This is a genomic window from Bariatricus sp. SGI.161 (assembly GCF_050313695.1).
GTDB lineage: Bacteria > Bacillota > Clostridia > Lachnospirales > Lachnospiraceae > JAFBIX01.
In genome coordinates this window covers 59,273-74,530 of record NZ_JBNPLX010000003.1, presented here as the reverse complement: position 1 = coordinate 74,530, position 15,258 = coordinate 59,273, and the positions used below count along the sequence as shown (strand labels likewise).

At 42.8% G+C, this 15,258-nt stretch carries 16 protein-coding genes; 15 read left to right on the top strand and 1 reads right to left on the bottom strand.

The features are described from left to right. Window positions 1-30 precede the first annotated feature (30 nt). The 4 genes from ACQRBH_RS02810 (at window position 31) to ACQRBH_RS02795 (ending at window position 6,070) form a co-directional block, all read left to right on the top strand. Window positions 31-666, top strand: a complete 636-nt coding sequence (locus ACQRBH_RS02810) for a DUF4194 domain-containing protein (RefSeq protein ID WP_427760826.1) — start codon at window positions 31-33, stop codon at window positions 664-666. Continuing rightward, window positions 626-4,009, top strand: a complete 3,384-nt coding sequence (locus ACQRBH_RS02805; protein WP_427760825.1) for an SbcC/MukB-like Walker B domain-containing protein — start codon at window positions 626-628, stop codon at window positions 4,007-4,009. The genes ACQRBH_RS02810 and ACQRBH_RS02805 overlap by 41 nt, the downstream gene beginning before the upstream one ends. Window positions 4,010-4,020: 11 nt before the next feature. Beyond that, window positions 4,021-5,274 (top strand): Wadjet anti-phage system protein JetD domain-containing protein, encoded by a 1,254-nt coding sequence (locus ACQRBH_RS02800; protein WP_427760824.1) that lies wholly within the window; start codon window positions 4,021-4,023, stop codon window positions 5,272-5,274. A gap of 136 nt (window positions 5,275-5,410) precedes the next feature. Further along, a complete protein-coding gene (locus ACQRBH_RS02795) occupies window positions 5,411-6,070 on the top strand; it encodes a MarR family winged helix-turn-helix transcriptional regulator (RefSeq protein WP_427760823.1) in 660 nt (219 codons plus the stop codon). Between the two features lie 49 nt (window positions 6,071-6,119). Here ACQRBH_RS02795 and ACQRBH_RS02790 read toward each other — a convergent pair whose 3' ends face one another. Beyond that, window positions 6,120-6,281 carry a DUF6774 domain-containing protein gene (locus ACQRBH_RS02790; RefSeq protein ID WP_427744125.1) on the bottom strand — a complete coding sequence of 54 codons (162 nt, stop codon included), beginning with the start codon at window positions 6,279-6,281 and terminating at the stop codon, window positions 6,120-6,122. 248 nt (window positions 6,282-6,529) lie between these two features. On the opposite strand from ACQRBH_RS02790, the gene ACQRBH_RS02785 reads away from it, so the two are divergent. The 11 genes from ACQRBH_RS02785 (at window position 6,530) to ACQRBH_RS02735 (ending at window position 15,197) form a co-directional block, all read left to right on the top strand. Then, complete coding sequence (locus ACQRBH_RS02785; protein WP_235232346.1) at window positions 6,530-6,760, top strand: HPr family phosphocarrier protein; 231 nt, start codon at window positions 6,530-6,532, stop codon at window positions 6,758-6,760. A gap of 64 nt (window positions 6,761-6,824) precedes the next feature. Further along, window positions 6,825-8,186, top strand: a complete 1,362-nt coding sequence (locus ACQRBH_RS02780) for an MATE family efflux transporter (protein WP_427760822.1) — start codon at window positions 6,825-6,827, stop codon at window positions 8,184-8,186. Between the two features lie 173 nt (window positions 8,187-8,359). Then, window positions 8,360-9,907 (top strand): glutamine-hydrolyzing GMP synthase, encoded by a 1,548-nt coding sequence (gene guaA, locus ACQRBH_RS02775; RefSeq protein ID WP_235232344.1) that lies wholly within the window; start codon window positions 8,360-8,362, stop codon window positions 9,905-9,907. Window positions 9,908-10,333: 426 nt separating this feature from the next. After that, window positions 10,334-10,561, top strand: a complete 228-nt coding sequence (locus tag ACQRBH_RS02770; RefSeq protein ID WP_008705329.1) for a hypothetical protein — start codon at window positions 10,334-10,336, stop codon at window positions 10,559-10,561. Further along, the gene (locus ACQRBH_RS02765) at window positions 10,554-10,772 is read left to right on the top strand and encodes a hypothetical protein (protein WP_008393122.1); all 219 of its coding nucleotides are present in this window, start codon (window positions 10,554-10,556) and stop codon (window positions 10,770-10,772) included. Before ACQRBH_RS02770 ends, ACQRBH_RS02765 begins: the two co-directional genes overlap by 8 nt. After that, window positions 10,769-10,966: a hypothetical protein gene (locus ACQRBH_RS02760; RefSeq protein ID WP_024853999.1), complete on the top strand. Its 198-nt coding sequence runs from the start codon at window positions 10,769-10,771 to the stop codon at window positions 10,964-10,966. The genes ACQRBH_RS02765 and ACQRBH_RS02760 overlap by 4 nt, the downstream gene beginning before the upstream one ends. Window positions 10,967-10,968: 2 nt before the next feature. Further along, window positions 10,969-12,048, top strand: a complete 1,080-nt coding sequence (locus ACQRBH_RS02755) for a site-specific integrase (protein ID WP_024854000.1) — start codon at window positions 10,969-10,971, stop codon at window positions 12,046-12,048. A 3-nt stretch (window positions 12,049-12,051) separates the two neighbouring features. Continuing rightward, window positions 12,052-12,444: a plasmid mobilization protein gene (locus tag ACQRBH_RS02750; protein ID WP_044925303.1), complete on the top strand. Its 393-nt coding sequence runs from the start codon at window positions 12,052-12,054 to the stop codon at window positions 12,442-12,444. Continuing rightward, window positions 12,416-13,222 (top strand): ParA family protein, encoded by an 807-nt coding sequence (locus tag ACQRBH_RS02745; RefSeq protein ID WP_026650281.1) that lies wholly within the window; start codon window positions 12,416-12,418, stop codon window positions 13,220-13,222. Before ACQRBH_RS02750 ends, ACQRBH_RS02745 begins: the two co-directional genes overlap by 29 nt. Then, window positions 13,212-14,078: a ParB/RepB/Spo0J family partition protein gene (locus ACQRBH_RS02740; protein ID WP_026650282.1), complete on the top strand. Its 867-nt coding sequence runs from the start codon at window positions 13,212-13,214 to the stop codon at window positions 14,076-14,078. The genes ACQRBH_RS02745 and ACQRBH_RS02740 overlap by 11 nt, the downstream gene beginning before the upstream one ends. Before the next feature lie 24 nt (window positions 14,079-14,102). Continuing rightward, entirely contained in the window at window positions 14,103-15,197 is a 1,095-nt protein-coding gene (locus ACQRBH_RS02735; RefSeq protein ID WP_028087787.1) for a DUF6017 domain-containing protein, read from the top strand. Window positions 15,198-15,258 lie beyond the last annotated feature (61 nt).

The window sequence follows — 15,258 nt, the reverse complement described above, 5'->3', positions numbered from 1 at the left end:
ATAGAAGAAAAAACAGGAAGGGATAACGAGATGGCTTCATATATAGAAGAATTATCCGTGACAGAGGCGGAGAATCTAAAGAAAACGATATCAAAATTATTTCGTCAGACCTGTATCTTACAGATGCGGTATGACCCGGCGACACTGACTCCCAGAGATAATCTGGATTATGAGATCTGTGTCAGACATAGAGGCTTTATAGAAGAATATCTGGCAGTCCTGGGCTGTGAGCTGATCCATGACCCACAGGAGCATATTTTCCGGCTGGTAGGGGATGGTGTAGAGACAGAGAAAATGAGTCTGACGACTACCATTATTGTTTTGCTGGTGAAAATGATCTATAGGGACAAGATTCTCGGGGCAGGGCTAAATGCTACAGTGACCACACTGGAGGAGATCAGAGAGTATGGAAAGAATACCAATCTTCTGAACCGGAAGCTTACGCTGGCGGAGTGGAGAGAAGCACTGTATCTGATGAGCAAGCATCAGATGATCGAGTTGCCTGGAGCGGTCCGGGATGTGGAAGATCATACGCCGATTTATTTATACAGTACGATTAATCTATACGTCAGTGCGGCGGATATTAATGCACTGGTAGAAGAGTACAGAGAGGAGGCCGCAGAAAATGAGACAATCGAAGAAGATATTTTCCCGGATGCTGATTAACAACTGGGGTGGCATCAGTCATAAGGTGATGGAATTCCATGAATATGTGAATCTGTTCAGCGGCAAAAGCGGCTCTGGAAAGTCTACGGTAATGGATGCGATTCAGGTGGTACTGTATGGAAGCGTGGCTTCGACATTTTTGAATAAAGCTGCAGACGATGCCAAGAATAAGCGAAGTGTCTTAAGCTATCTTCGTGGAGCTCAGAAGGACGGAACTTCTAATCGAGAGAATGTAGACTTCTGTTCTCAGATTGTACTGGAGATTGCAGATACCGGAAGTAAGCTGACGACTTGTATTGGGGTGGCTTTTGAAGTAGGAAGAAATGATCTGGATCTGAAGAAGTATTGCTTCTTCAGCCATTCTGGGAAGATGCCGGAAGATGAATATCTGACGGAGAGGGGGACCCCCTATACAATAGAACAGTTGAAACGACTGCTGAATCAGCGGAGCAAGTCCGAGGAAAATCGGGGACGAGTAGATGTGAACCGTATTTACCCATCCAAAGAGGCTTATCTGAACACAGTGTATGATTCCATCTTTGGCGGAATTGACCCGGGACGTCTGATGACGATGGAAAAAAGTGCCATTGCTCTTCGGATGACCAACGGGACAGGACAGTTCATCAAGGATTATATGTTTCCGAGAAGTAAGGAAGATACGGTTTCGACCATCAGTGAGCAGTTGGGTGCATATCGGGAGATCAAGGAACGGGTAGAGGATCTGGAACACCGGATTGAGATCCTGGATGAGATACATAAGTATGATTTGGAACTGGTGCAGACGAAAGCAGATAAGGTACGCACGGAGAGCGTTCTTCAAATCGTGGAGATAGAGAATTGTAAGACTCGTCTGGAGGCAAAAGAGGAAGACTTAAGAGGAATTCTTGCAAGAATCACGGAGCTGGAAGAGAAGAAGACGGATCTGGAAGTGGTGAAGAAGGAGAAGACGGAGAAACTTATCGAAGTAAAGGCAGAGCTTCATGCCAGTGATTACGGTCTGAAGAAGAAAGAACTGGATGATATGGAGACGGCTCTTCAGCTGCTTTCTGGAAATGCCAGACAGTGGCGCGAGATTCTCAATGGGCTGAAAGCCTGGGACGAGGATGAGGAGATCAGCAGCTATGTAAGTAATCCAACCTTGCAGGCTCTGGATGATGTGGTCAATGGAGAAGTGTCCATTCAAGCTATTGAAAAGTTGAAAAAAGGAATTCAGAATACGCTGGAGATGATCGGAGAGGAACTGGATGACTTAAATGACACGATCCGAGCAGCTACAAAGGAACTGAATGAGAAGAGAGAGATGGTGGAGGACCTGAAAAATGACCGGAAGCCATATAGAAAAGAACTAAAGAGTGCCAGGGCAGAACTGCAGAATGAATTAAGCAGCCGATACGGACATACCATTCATGTGGAAATCCTTGCGGATCTGTTTGATATTACCGAGGAAAAGTGGAAGAATGCCATTGAAGGCAGACTGGGACGGATCAAGCACAGCCTTGTGACGGAGCCACAGTATGCCCTGGAAGCGGCAAAGATATTCCGTAAGATGAAGAAAAAAGAATACGAGGATGTTGAACTGATCAATACAGCTGCTATCAAAAGAGACCAGCCACAGGCAGAGACAGGGACATTATATGAAGCTGTTGCAGCAGAGGAGCCTTATGTGGATCTGTGTCTGAGGCGATACTTGGGGCGTATTTATAAATGTGAGACGGTGGAAGAACTTCATGAGGTGCGTGATGGCGTAACGCCGGATTGTTATTCTTACAGCAATTATATCTTCCGGCATCTGAGAGAAGCGGACTATGACCGCTATGCCTGCATTGGTACGAAGGTATCTAAGAAGAAGTTAAAGGAGCTGGAGGATGAAGTCTATGAATTAGAGAAGAATCAGCTTGCGGACATGCAGATGCGAGATACATTAAAGCAGGCACAGACTTTTGAACAATTGAACCAGAATCCGGAGCAGTTATTACAATTGGCAGGAGCCGCAGATGAGCTGGAGAAGTATCTGAAGAAGCAGGATCAGCTTAGAAAAGAACTGAAAGAGTTGGAAGATGGTACCTTGACGGCGCAGCTAAAGGCGCAAAAAGAAGAACTTGAACAGGCGATTGAGGAACTGGATGACAGACTTGAGCAGATTGGCGAAGAACGTATTGGACGGAAGAAGGATCAGGGATTTGCAGAACGAGATCTGGCCGGATTCCAGGAAAAACTGACATTCCTTCAGGAGGGCTTTGTCATCAATGAAGAATTGCTGGAAGAGGTGCAGAAGACGTTGGAAACACAGTCTGAGGTGTCCTATCGCAGGAAACAAAACGACCGTCTGGCAGAATTAACGGAGCAGGAAGAAAGGGCAGAAGAAGCCAGAGCTCTTGCACGAGGCCGGTTTAACCGGGAATATCCGGCGTATGGATTTACCGGAATTGAGCACGGCAATGAAGTGTATGATAAGGTATTGGAGCAGCTGCGCAAGGACTTTGAGCCCAAATATAAAGAAGACTTCGAGAAGCAGTATCGTCTGGTCTACCATTCCCTGCGTGAAAATGTCATTGCCACGATTCACGGTGAGATAAAGGCAGCTTATCGGCATAAGCGAGAGATCAACCGGATGTTATCCAGAATCCGGTTCTCAGACAGTACTTATCAGATTGATATTCTTCCGGCCCAGAATGAGAACGGGCAGTTCTATGAGATGCTGATGGCGCCGGAGCTTGACAGTAAAGTGCTGGATAACGATGGATTCGATGGACAGCTGAGTCTGGGAGAAGACGACTTTTATCAGAAATACGAGTCTCAGATTCAGAGACTGACGGAGAAGTTCATGCCGCCGCGAGAGGAAGACGGACAGAATCGGACTCTCCACAAACAGGAGATGGAGAAGTATGCAGATTACCGCAACTATCTGACCTTCAGCATGTATGAGCGTGTAGAAGATGAGCAGGGGAATGTGAAGAAAAATGCGGTAGATGAGATGGCCGGGCGAGATTCCGGCGGAGAGGGACAGAATCCAAAATATGTGGCACTTCTGGCTGGATTTGCTATGTTATATATGCAGCAGAGTAACCGTGAGTCCAAGATCCGGCTGGTGCTTCTGGACGAGGCATTTTCTAAGATGGACAAAGAGCGAAGTGAAGTGTGCCTGCGTTATGCGAGAGAGCTGGAATTGCAGCTGATTGTCTGTGTGCCGGACGAGCGTCTTCAGTCGTTGATTCGGAACGTGGACAGTGTCTACGGATTCCGCAGACATCAGAATCAGATCTCGATGATGCATATTGATAAAGGAAATTATCTGGAGCTGATCGAGGGACAGACAGAGGAGCTTCAGAATCTTGATGCCTAAGGAGAGAAGAAGTGGCAAAGAAAGAGAAGAAGGATGGAACAAAAGAAACAATAACACTGATGCGTTGGCTGATCAGTCAAATTGATGGGGAAGCCTATCGGAGAGGAACGCTCTCTGGAGAGAGGCATCCCATGGTGGACCAGAAGCTGATCCGCCTCCTTGGAGGCCAGAAGAATCTCTTGTCACAGGCTAGAGAGCTGGAACGTGATATCGTGCTTGGACAATCTGGGAAGATCCGATTCGAATGGCGCGATATGAATATGGATATAAAAAAGATTCATTATTCCATAGATATTATGCCGGAACTCTGCAGAAGAGAAGGAATGGAAGACCCGAGATGCAGACAGTTGCGGTATATTTCCCAGATGAAGAAATGGAAAGAGAAGGCAGAAGGTACTTGGCTTGCCGGTTATTATGCAGAAGAGATCTGTAAATTGGAAAGAGGACTCTGTTCTCTGGCATTTCAAAAAGATATGGAAGATGAGAAGCTATATCAATGTCTGGATGAAATGATTCATTTACAAGAGCCGGTAGAAAAACGGATATTCAGCGCCCGAGTATTCCGTAATGTGAAGATACCAGAAGAACGCCTGACGCCATCGAAGATATTTGAACAGAAGTATGAAAGTAAAGTAATCACTATTTTGAGGCATTCGCCGGAATATGCCGATGGAATGAGTGATGATGAACTCTTGAAAGCTCATGGTATCTTATCTTATACGCAGACATTAGAGTGGAAAGGACCTCTGATATACCTTCTGGATGGAACGGTGGTTATTGATGCTTCTTTGAATCGATATGGAACAATCCTTGGGACTCAGACTCTGGAGCACGCTATGCCAAAGTCCCTTGCAGGTGTAAAGAAGATCATCGTTATAGAGAATAAGGCTAATTATGAAAAGATGCAGTATCAAAAGGATGTATTGTATATTTTCTGCCATGGATTTTTCTCACCAAAAGAAGTACGATTTTTAAAGACACTGAAGGATGTAGCTGACGCAGGAACTGAATATTGGCACTGGGGAGACTTGGATTATGGAGGAATCCGGATCTATCAGTTCAACAAAGAAAACGTATTTCCAGAATTGCGACCGTACAAGATGAGTAAGGAAGATTATATCCAGGCAATGGAACTTGGGGCCGGCGTAGAGATAGACGCCGGGAAGAAAGAGCGGCTTGCGGCCATGGATGCCGGCGAACTCGAAGAATTAAAGAAATGTATACTGGAATTTGGTCAGGAAATTGAGCAGGAATTACTGGTGTGATGAACAGAAGAATTCACAATGACGAAAGCTCCTAAGAGAATGAGCTTTTGTTATTAAAAAAATATAATTAGGTACCTTGACAAATGGAAAGAAATATTATATTATTTAGGTACCGAGATAAAAAGGAGGAATCATTATGACATCAGAAAATAAAGAAGTATGCACACAGTGCCCGAATCACTGCCCGATATCGGATTTGAAATGTGGAAGAGGAAGAAGAGCTATGCTTGGTGAAGGGCAGGAGCATGGAGAGATGCACGAACGTGGAGAAGGAAGAAGACGCGGAGAAGGAAGAGAACACGGAGAAGGAAGAGAACACAGAGGACATGGCAGACATCACGGACATGGAGAACACGGCAGCCATGATGAGCAGTCAGACCATCATGGAGAACATAGAGGAATGCACGAAGAAGACAGTCTGGCAGGACTGATGCATGCGACTGGACATTTCCTTCATCGTAGAGGGCGTCAGGGCGGCGGACAGGAAGGGATTCTTGCAATACTTGCTGAGAAGGGACAGATGAGTCAAAAAGAACTACAGGACATTCTTAGAATTCAGCCGGGCTCTATAAGTGAAATATTGTCAAAACTGGAGATGAAAGGTCTTATTATTCGTCAGAAAGACGAAGATGACAGAAGGAAAAGCATTGTGCAGTTGACGGATGAAGGCAGATCTGTGTTAGAGAAAGGCAATCCAAGGATGGACGAGTCCGCTTTATTCGAAGTGCTGAATGCTGAAGAACAGGCGGAATTAAAGCGATTGTTAAAAAAGCTCCTGGATTCCTGGAAAAATTAATTTATTGATATTGATTGCTTACTGATGATCAGATTGCTGCTTTTCGTATTTACTTGTCTTTACAGGAATCCCGGCGAGCAGTAATCACTGCAAGCATATCACCAAGTGCCGTAAGGCTGGCGGCCATGATGGAAAGTTCATCATCAGAGAGACATTCAGATAATTTGCAGGCGATTGTGGAAAGGAAATAGAGATCTACACAGTCGTTCATATTGACACCTCATTAACGATTATTTTAATAATAGTAAAAAATTCTTTGTTCTATATTATATGTGGGGAGTGGGCGTCAGTTACTTACATCACATTCTTATCAGAATAGAAATGAAAAAAATGATCGAATAAATGAGCAGATAGCTCGATAAATGAAAAAAATGGAAGAATTTTCTTGTTCAACCTGTACATTTTTTTTAAAAAGAAATTGTGCTAGTATTTTTTTAACAAAAAAAAGGAGAGATTGTAATGAGCAAGAAAACTGTAGTATTTCAGAACTTGGATGAAATCGTCAGATTTGTCCATAAGACAGAAAAATATCCATTTGATATGGATATGAAACGCGGTAAATTTATTGTAGACGCAAAATCTCTATTAGGAATTGTAAATATGGGTTTTAACAAAGAGATTGAATTGAAAGTCTACATGGACGATTGTCAAGATTTTTGGAAAGATATAGAAGAATTTGTTGCAGCGTAAGTTAGAAAACTTGTGCAGAAAAACTCCTTGGCGTATAATAGGTGCGGTAAGGAGTTTTTGTATTATGGGAGAAATAAAAAAAATAGATCGAAGTAATTATTTGTTTAGTAATAAGATGCTGCTCACATTAATTATTCCACTCGTCATCGAGCAGTTGTTGTCTGTGCTTGTCGGCATGGCGGATTCTATTATGATTGCAAGCGTAGGAGAGGCGGCCGTGTCCGGAGTCTCTTTGGTGGATCAGATTATGGTCCTGCTCATTAATATGTTCGCGGCACTGGCGACCGGAGGTGTGGTCGTGGCGGGCCAGTATCTCGGACAGAAAAAGCAAGAGAATGCATGCCGTTCCGCTACACAGCTGGTGTGGTTCATCACCATTTGCGCAATCGTTATCACCCTGCTGGTATACGCAGGAAAATATATGATCCTGCATGGGATATTTGGCGAAATAGAACCAGATGTCATGCGACATGCCAACATCTATCTGCTGATTGTAACGGCATCCATCCCATTTATGGCTTTGTATAACGGAGGAGCAGCCATCTTCCGTGCTATGGGAAATTCCAGAATGCCTATGCAGGTATCCATCATTATGAATATCATCAACATCGGTGGAAATGCAATTTTGATCTATGGATTTCACAGAGGAACAGAAGGTGTGGCAATACCGACGCTGATATCCCGGATGACAGCAGCTGTCATTATCATTACGCTGCTTTGCAATCAAGAACTGACCCTGCATATAGAGAAGACCTTCCGATATCGTGTTGACTGGAATCTTGTCAAGAAAATCCTGAGTATCGGAGTACCGAATGGACTGGAAAACAGTATGTTCCAATTGGGGAAAATACTGGTGTTAAGCCTGATCTCGACTTTTGGAACTTATGCGATTGCGGCTAACGCAGTAAGTAACGCTATCGCCCTGTTCCAGATTCTGCCCGGTATGGCAATCTCATTTGCAGTCACTACCGTCATCTCAAGATGTGTCGGTGCCGGTGATTACGAACAGGTAAAATATTACAACAAAAAGTTACTGATCATTACTTATGTAAGCATGGCGGCAACAGTAGGCTTTATCTTCCTGATCCTGCCATTCATCCTAAGAGCATACAATCTGTCAGATCTGACAGCAGAAACAACCAGACAGATCATATATTTCCACGGAATCAGCGCCGTCCTCATATGGCCGCTCGCATTCACACTTCCAGGAACCTTCCGGGCTTCCGGCGATGCCAAGACCTGCATGATCATCTCTATCACATCCATGTGGATCTTCCGGATCGCATTCAGCTACATCCTTGGAAAATATCTCGACATGGGCGTGTTCGGTGTGTGGGTAGCCATGGTCATCGACTGGGTATTCCGCACCATCTGCTTCATCATCCGCTACTTCAGAGGGAATTGGAAAAAAGATGCAATCGTATAATTGGGGACGGGGGTTTTTTCATTTTCCTCCGTCCCAGATTCGATTTGCCGTGTCCCATTTTGAAAAATCGGTGTCCCCCTATTGTAAATATTTCGCCGCTATTTTATAATATAATTTACCGGCAAATGAAAATGCCGTTTTGATAGGAGAGAAAATATCAGGGAGGAACACAGGTGAAAAGAGAGTTAGTAATTGTCATTGATTTTGGCGGCCAGTACAATCAGCTGGTAGCGAGACGTGTCAGAGAATGTAACGTATACTGTGAAATCTACTCTTATAAGACAGACCTTGAGAAGATTAAAGAGATGAATCCGAAGGGAATCATTCTCACAGGAGGACCAAACAGCTGCTATGAGGCAGATTCTCCGACTTACCAGAAAGAGTTGTTCGAACTTGGCATTCCGGTTCTGGGATTGTGTTATGGAGCTCAGCTTATGATGCATGTGCTCGGTGGCAAGGTGGAAAGAGCCGATGTCAGAGAGTATGGAAAAACAGAGGTGCTTATTGATAAAACAGATTCTGCGGTATTCCAGGGAGTATCACCAAAGACTGTCTGCTGGATGAGTCATTTTGACTACATCTCCAAAGCGGCTCCGGGATTCGAGATTACTGCACACACAGCAGACTGCCCGACAGCAGCTCTGGAAAATGCAGAAGCTGGCTTGTATGCGATTCAGTTCCATCCAGAGGTTCTGCATACAGTAGAAGGAACCAAGATGTTATCAAATTTTGTGCTTGGTGTCTGTGGTTGTGCCGGAGACTGGAGAATGGATTCTTTTGTAGAAGAATCTATCAAGCAGATTCGTGAAAAAGTTGGAAATGGAAAAGTGCTTTGTGCATTATCCGGTGGCGTGGATTCTTCTGTGGCAGCAGTATTGTTGTCTAAAGCAGTCGGTGATCAGCTGACATGTGTATTTGTGGATCATGGACTTCTTCGTAAAAATGAAGGAGATGAAGTGGAAGCAGTCTTCGGACCAGATGGAAATTATGATCTGAACTTTATCCGTGTCAATGCACAGCAGAGATTCTATGACAAGCTGGCTGGAGTAGAAGAGCCGGAGAGAAAACGTAAGATCATCGGAGAAGAATTTATCCGTGTCTTTGAAGAAGAAGCAAAGAAGATTGGTGCAGTAGACTTCCTTGTACAGGGAACTATCTACCCAGATGTGGTAGAAAGTGGTCTCGGCGGAGAGTCCGCAGTCATCAAGTCTCACCACAATGTGGGTGGATTGCCGGATTATGTTGATTTTAAAGAAATTATCGAGCCGCTGCGCGATCTTTTCAAAGATGAAGTAAGAAAAGCAGGACTGGAACTTGGTATTCCGGAAAAACTGGTATATCGCCAGCCGTTCCCAGGTCCAGGTCTTGGAATCCGTATCATCGGTGAAGTAACCGCTGAGAAAGTAAAAATCGTGCAGGATGCAGATGCCATTTATCGTGAAGAGATGGACGCTGCAGGCATGAACAAGACCGTAGGCCAGTACTTCGCAGCACTTACCAATATGCGAAGCGTCGGGGTTATGGGAGATGAAAGAACTTATGACTATGCAGTGGCATTAAGAGCTGTGAATACGATTGACTTTATGACAGCTGAAGCAGCTGAAGTGCCTTATGCAGTACTGCAGAAAGTCATGAGCAGGATTATCAATGAAGTAAAAGGCGTGAACAGGGTAATGTATGATTTGACCAGTAAACCGCCGGGCACAATAGAGTTTGAGTAGCTTGAAAAATCGCGGAAAAGCCCATAAATAAAGGCTTTGCGGGGTGTCGAAAAGACCAAATGGAGTGCAAATGGAGTTTAAAAATTATTTTTTTCTCTTGTTTATATTCCAGATTCACCTGCAAATTTCGTGAAATCGGTTATTCTCATAAAATAAAATTAGAGTAAATATGAAGAACAGTTTGTTTTGATTGAAGTGATTTTCGTCAAGGCAGACTGTTTTTTTGTTGCCTGCATTTAGAAAACAGATACCACAGAAAGGTTCTTTACTTTCGATGAGCTTAAACTCCATGACACAGTAATCACACTGATGGAGAATTAAAAAACAAGAAAATTTGATAAATTTCGGAAAATGATGTCCGATTTTGCATCTGCCAGTACAGAGTATATGAAGAGATAAATATTCAAAACACAGGAGGTACTGATTATGCAGAATAAATTATTTTTAAAGGCAGCCGATATATGTGAACTTCTGGAAGTAAAACAGACATCGGCTTATGAAATCATCGGAAATCTGAACAAGGAACTGGAAGAACAGGGCTACCTGACGCTTAGAGGAAAAGTTCCGACAAAGTATTTTGTGAAGCGTTTCTACGGAGTAGAAGATACTTGTGAGATTCCACAGGAAGAGGGAAAGGAATGGTTTCATGCGTAAGAGAAAAATGTATTTATCAGTGGAAGACATTGCAGAACTCTTTGGATTATCAGTTTCGTTTGCTTACCGGGTAGTGGAAAGAATGAATGCCGATCTGGCAAGCAAGAACTATTATGTGATTCTCGGTCGGGTGCCAACCCGCTATGTAGAGGACAAGATCTATGGTCTGGAACATGTTGAGCAGTATTTGAAGGAGGATAAAGCGGTATGAGTATGATGCAGGAAAAAATGTATATGGATGTGGATGATGTGTGTGCAATTCTTGGAGTTTCAAAAACTTATGCATATAGTCTGATGCGAGAATACAACAAAGAATTGAAGGCAAAAGGCTATATTGTAGTAGCTGGAAAAATCTCTACGAAATTCCTGGCAGAAAAGATTTATGGCATGAAAGTCGAGGATTAGCAATGGGGGTTTACAAAGAAGGAAAAAACTGGAAAGTACAGGTCTATTACAAAGACTGGCAGGGAAATCGGAAAAGAAAACAGAAAAGAGGATTCAGGACCAAGGGTGAAGCTAAGGAATGGGAAAGAGATTTCCTGCAACAGCAGAGCCAGGGTGTGGATATTGAATTTGGAAATTTTCTGGAGATTTATTACAAAGATATGGATGTCCGTCTCAGAGAAAACACTATGTACACGAAGCGATATATTATTGACCTGAAAATCAAGCCTTATTTTGAAAAGAAGATTCTCAGTGAAATTACGGTGGCAGACGTCCGTGCATGGCAGAATGAGTTGCTGACGTATAAGGATAAGAATGGAAAAGGATATTCTCCTACTTATCTGAAAACAGTGAACTGCCAGCTGACTGCAATCTTCAATTATGCAATGCGGTATTATAACCTGCAGGATAATCCCTGCAGGAAGGCAGGAGCGATTGGCAAGAGTAAAGGAGAACCGAAGGACTTCTGGATGCAGGAAGAGTTCAATGCTTTTCTGGAAACAGTAAGTGATAAGCCGGAGACAAGAATGGCGTTTCTTTTGTTGTACTGGACCGGAATGCGTATCGGTGAATTGCTTGCACTTACTTATAATGACATCAATCTTGAAGAGAAAACCATATCAATCAATAAATCTTATCAGAGACTGAAAGGAAAGGATATGATCACGCAGCCGAAAACTCCAAAGAGTATCCGTGTGATTACGATGCCGGATTTTCTTGCAGAGGAATTTAGGGAGTATTGCAGTCATTTGTATGGAATTATGAAAAAGGAAAGACTTTTTCGGTTTACCAAATCGCATATGGAACATTGTATGGCTACCGGAATCGAGCGGTCTGGTGTAAAGCGGATACGACTTCATGATCTCCGCCATTCCCATGCCAGTATGCTGGTTGATATGGGGGTGGCTCCATTGGAGATTGCAGAACGCCTTGGACATGAAAAGGTGGAAACCACGTTGAACACTTATTCACATCTGTATCCGTCTACACAGAGTAAATTAGCAGGTTTGCTAGATAAGAAACATGAGGAAGAGGAGGAATAAGCGATGGCTGGTGACAGACATGGAAAACACAACACAACGACCATTTCTTTTCGGGTGAATTCTTATGAAAAAGCAACAATTGAAGAACGAGTGAAAGTGAGCGGAATGAAAAAACAGGATTATATCGTCCGATCATGCATTTACAATCATGTATGTGTTGTTGGAAAGAAAGAAACAATTGAGATTATCCGGTCAGAAATGAAGGAAATGAGTTTGGTTTTGGAGGATGTGGCAAAAGATTTGAAGTCTGAAAAACCAGTTATTTCAGAACCGGTTCTTGATAGTATGACAGAACGGTATCTTGCATTTTTGGAAGCAGCATTATGGATGCTGAAAGGTTCAAGTTATTTATGGGAGGATAAAAAGGATGGAAGAGAAAGTAATGAAGGATTGTAAAGTGCTGGCATTGTGTTCACAAAAAGGCGGGGTTGGCAAGACAACAAGTTGCGTGAATCTGGCAGTCGGACTTGCAAAAGCAGGGAAGAAAGTGCTTGTGATTGACAATGATCCGCAGGGAAGTATGACAGCAAGTCTTGGGTATCATAACCCAGATGAATTACCAATCACACTGGCTACTATTCTGACAAAGATTGTAGAAGATGAACTATTTGAAAATACACTGGGAATTTTACATCACCAGGAAGGAATTGATTTGATTCCGGCAAACATCGAACTCTCTGGAATGGAAGTTTCACTTGTAAATATTATGAGCAGGGAACTTGTCTTAAAACAATATATAGAAAGAATGAGAGAAGAATACGACTATATATTGATTGACTGTATGCCATCACTTGGAATGCTGACGATCAATGCACTTGCCAGTGTCGATGCAGTTATTATACCTGTCCAGGCGGCTTATCTTCCTGTAAAGGGTCTAGAACAGCTGATACGGACGATAGGAAAGGTGCGAAGACAGCTTAACAAACAACTGAAAATTGGAGGTATATTGATCACAATGGTGGATAACCGAACGAACTATGCAAGAGATATATCTGATCTGATTTTTGATACATATGGAAACCAGATTAAGATTTTTCCACAGAGTATTCCATTTTCAGTACGAGCAGCTGAAATCAGTGCGGAAGGAATCAGCATATTTGAGCATGATCCAAAAGGAAAAGTAGCGGCTGCATATTGGCAGATGACACAGGAGGTGCTTTTGGATGAAAGGTAGAAGTGCATCGAAGATAAAACTGACATCTTATGATGAATTACTTGGAGGAGGAGAAGAAACGAACGATATCCAGCAGGTTTCACTTGAGCATTTACATTCTTTCGAGAACCATCCATTTCAAGTAAATGATGATGAGGCAATGGCGGAACTGGTGGAAAGTGTGAAAGAAGAGGGAATTCTTACAGCATTACTGGTACGACCGCTGGGTGATGGTGAATATGAAATCATCGCCGGTCACAGAAGGAGACATGCGGCACAACTTGCTGGTCTTAAAGAGGTTCCGGTTATTATCAGAAATATGGATCAAGATACAGCTGTCCGTGCGATGGTAGACAGCAATCTGCAGAGACCTAATATACTCCCAAGTGAAAAGGCATTTGCTTACCGTATGAAGATGGAAGCAATGAATCATCAGGGAACATCAGGCGGTATCAGTGCGAAAGACATTGGAAAGAACGCAAATGACAGTGCAAGGCAGGTGTATCGCTATATCCGGCTTACTTATCTGATGAATGACCTATTAAACGCAGTAGATCGTGATGTGATCGGATTGCAGGTAGGTGTAGAGCTTTCCTACCTTACGGTTCCAGAACAGGAGATGGTGGAGGAAGTGCATGAGAGTACCGGAAAATATCCAAGTCTGGAACAGGCAAAAAAAATAAGGCAACATCGAGAAGAAAAAACGCTGACAAAAGAGATTGTGCGGCTCCTGGTTATAGGAGAGCGTAAAAAGAAAACAACGGTAACATTAAAACAGGATGAAATTAAGAAGTATTTTCCTCCAGAGTATGATGAACAGAAGATACGGACTGTTATATGTCAGCTTTTGGAGGAATGGAGCAATCAGAATCATTGATAAGTACGAAGGGAGGGATGTGTCATGAGTATAAGAGCAACATTCCATTATTTTCAAGGAATGGAATGCGATATGTACAGTTTTTATCGTATTCCCAAACTGCTGTTTACAAGTGAATATTTTAAAAATCTCTCCTGCGAAGCAAAGGTGCTGTACGGACTGATGTTAGACCGGATGTCACTGTCCATCAAGAACCGGTGGTTTGATGAAGAGGACAGGGCATATATTTTCTTTTCGGTGGAAGAGATTATGGAAATGCTTAACTGTGGCAGGAATAAGGCTGTGAATTGTCTAAAAGAGCTGGATCAGGAAAAAGGGATTGGATTGATTGAGAAGAGGCGAATCGGACTTGGAAAAACAAATGTTATTTACGTGAAAAATTTCAGCCTGACAGAATATCCAGATGAGCCAGCAATCTTTGATTCGGAAGAAACACCGGAAAATGTAGCAGAGAGAAAAGAAAATACAGAGACAGAAATAGAAGAATATGCGAAAAAAGAGCCGGAAAAGCCCGTAAATACACAGAAGTTTGAAAAACAAACTTCAGGAAGTTTGAAAAATAAACTTCAAGAAGTTTCAAAAACAAACTTCAAGGAGTTTGAAAAACAAACTTCAAGAAGTTTAGAAAACAAACTTCAAGAAGTTTCAAAAACAAACTGTAATAATACTGAATATAATTATACTGAATTTAGTGAGAATGAATCTTATCAATATCTATCTGAACAAGAGAAAGGGAGAGATAGGATACAGGAGAGAAATGAGTATCGACAGTTAATTCATGATAATATCGAATATGAGATCCTTTGTCAGAGCTATGGAACTGGACGAGTAGAAGAGCTGGTAGAGCTGATGCTGGATGCAATATGTTCGACAAAGACATATCAACAGATCAATGGGGAAGCTGTGCCTACACAAGTGGTCAAGAGCCGTTTGCTCAAAGTCGGGTATGAACACATCCAGTATGTGTTTTTCAGTCTTGACAGGAGTACAAGCAAAGTGAAGAATATCCGGCAGTATATGCTGACGGTATTGTATAACGCTCCTGCAACAATCAATCAGTTTTATGATGCTGAAGTTCGACATGACATGTACTGGGGGAAGGATATTCCAGACAGGTAAGAACTTTGTGCCCACTGGGCACGAAGTTTAAAAAGAGATAGTCATATCTGGCAGATATGCT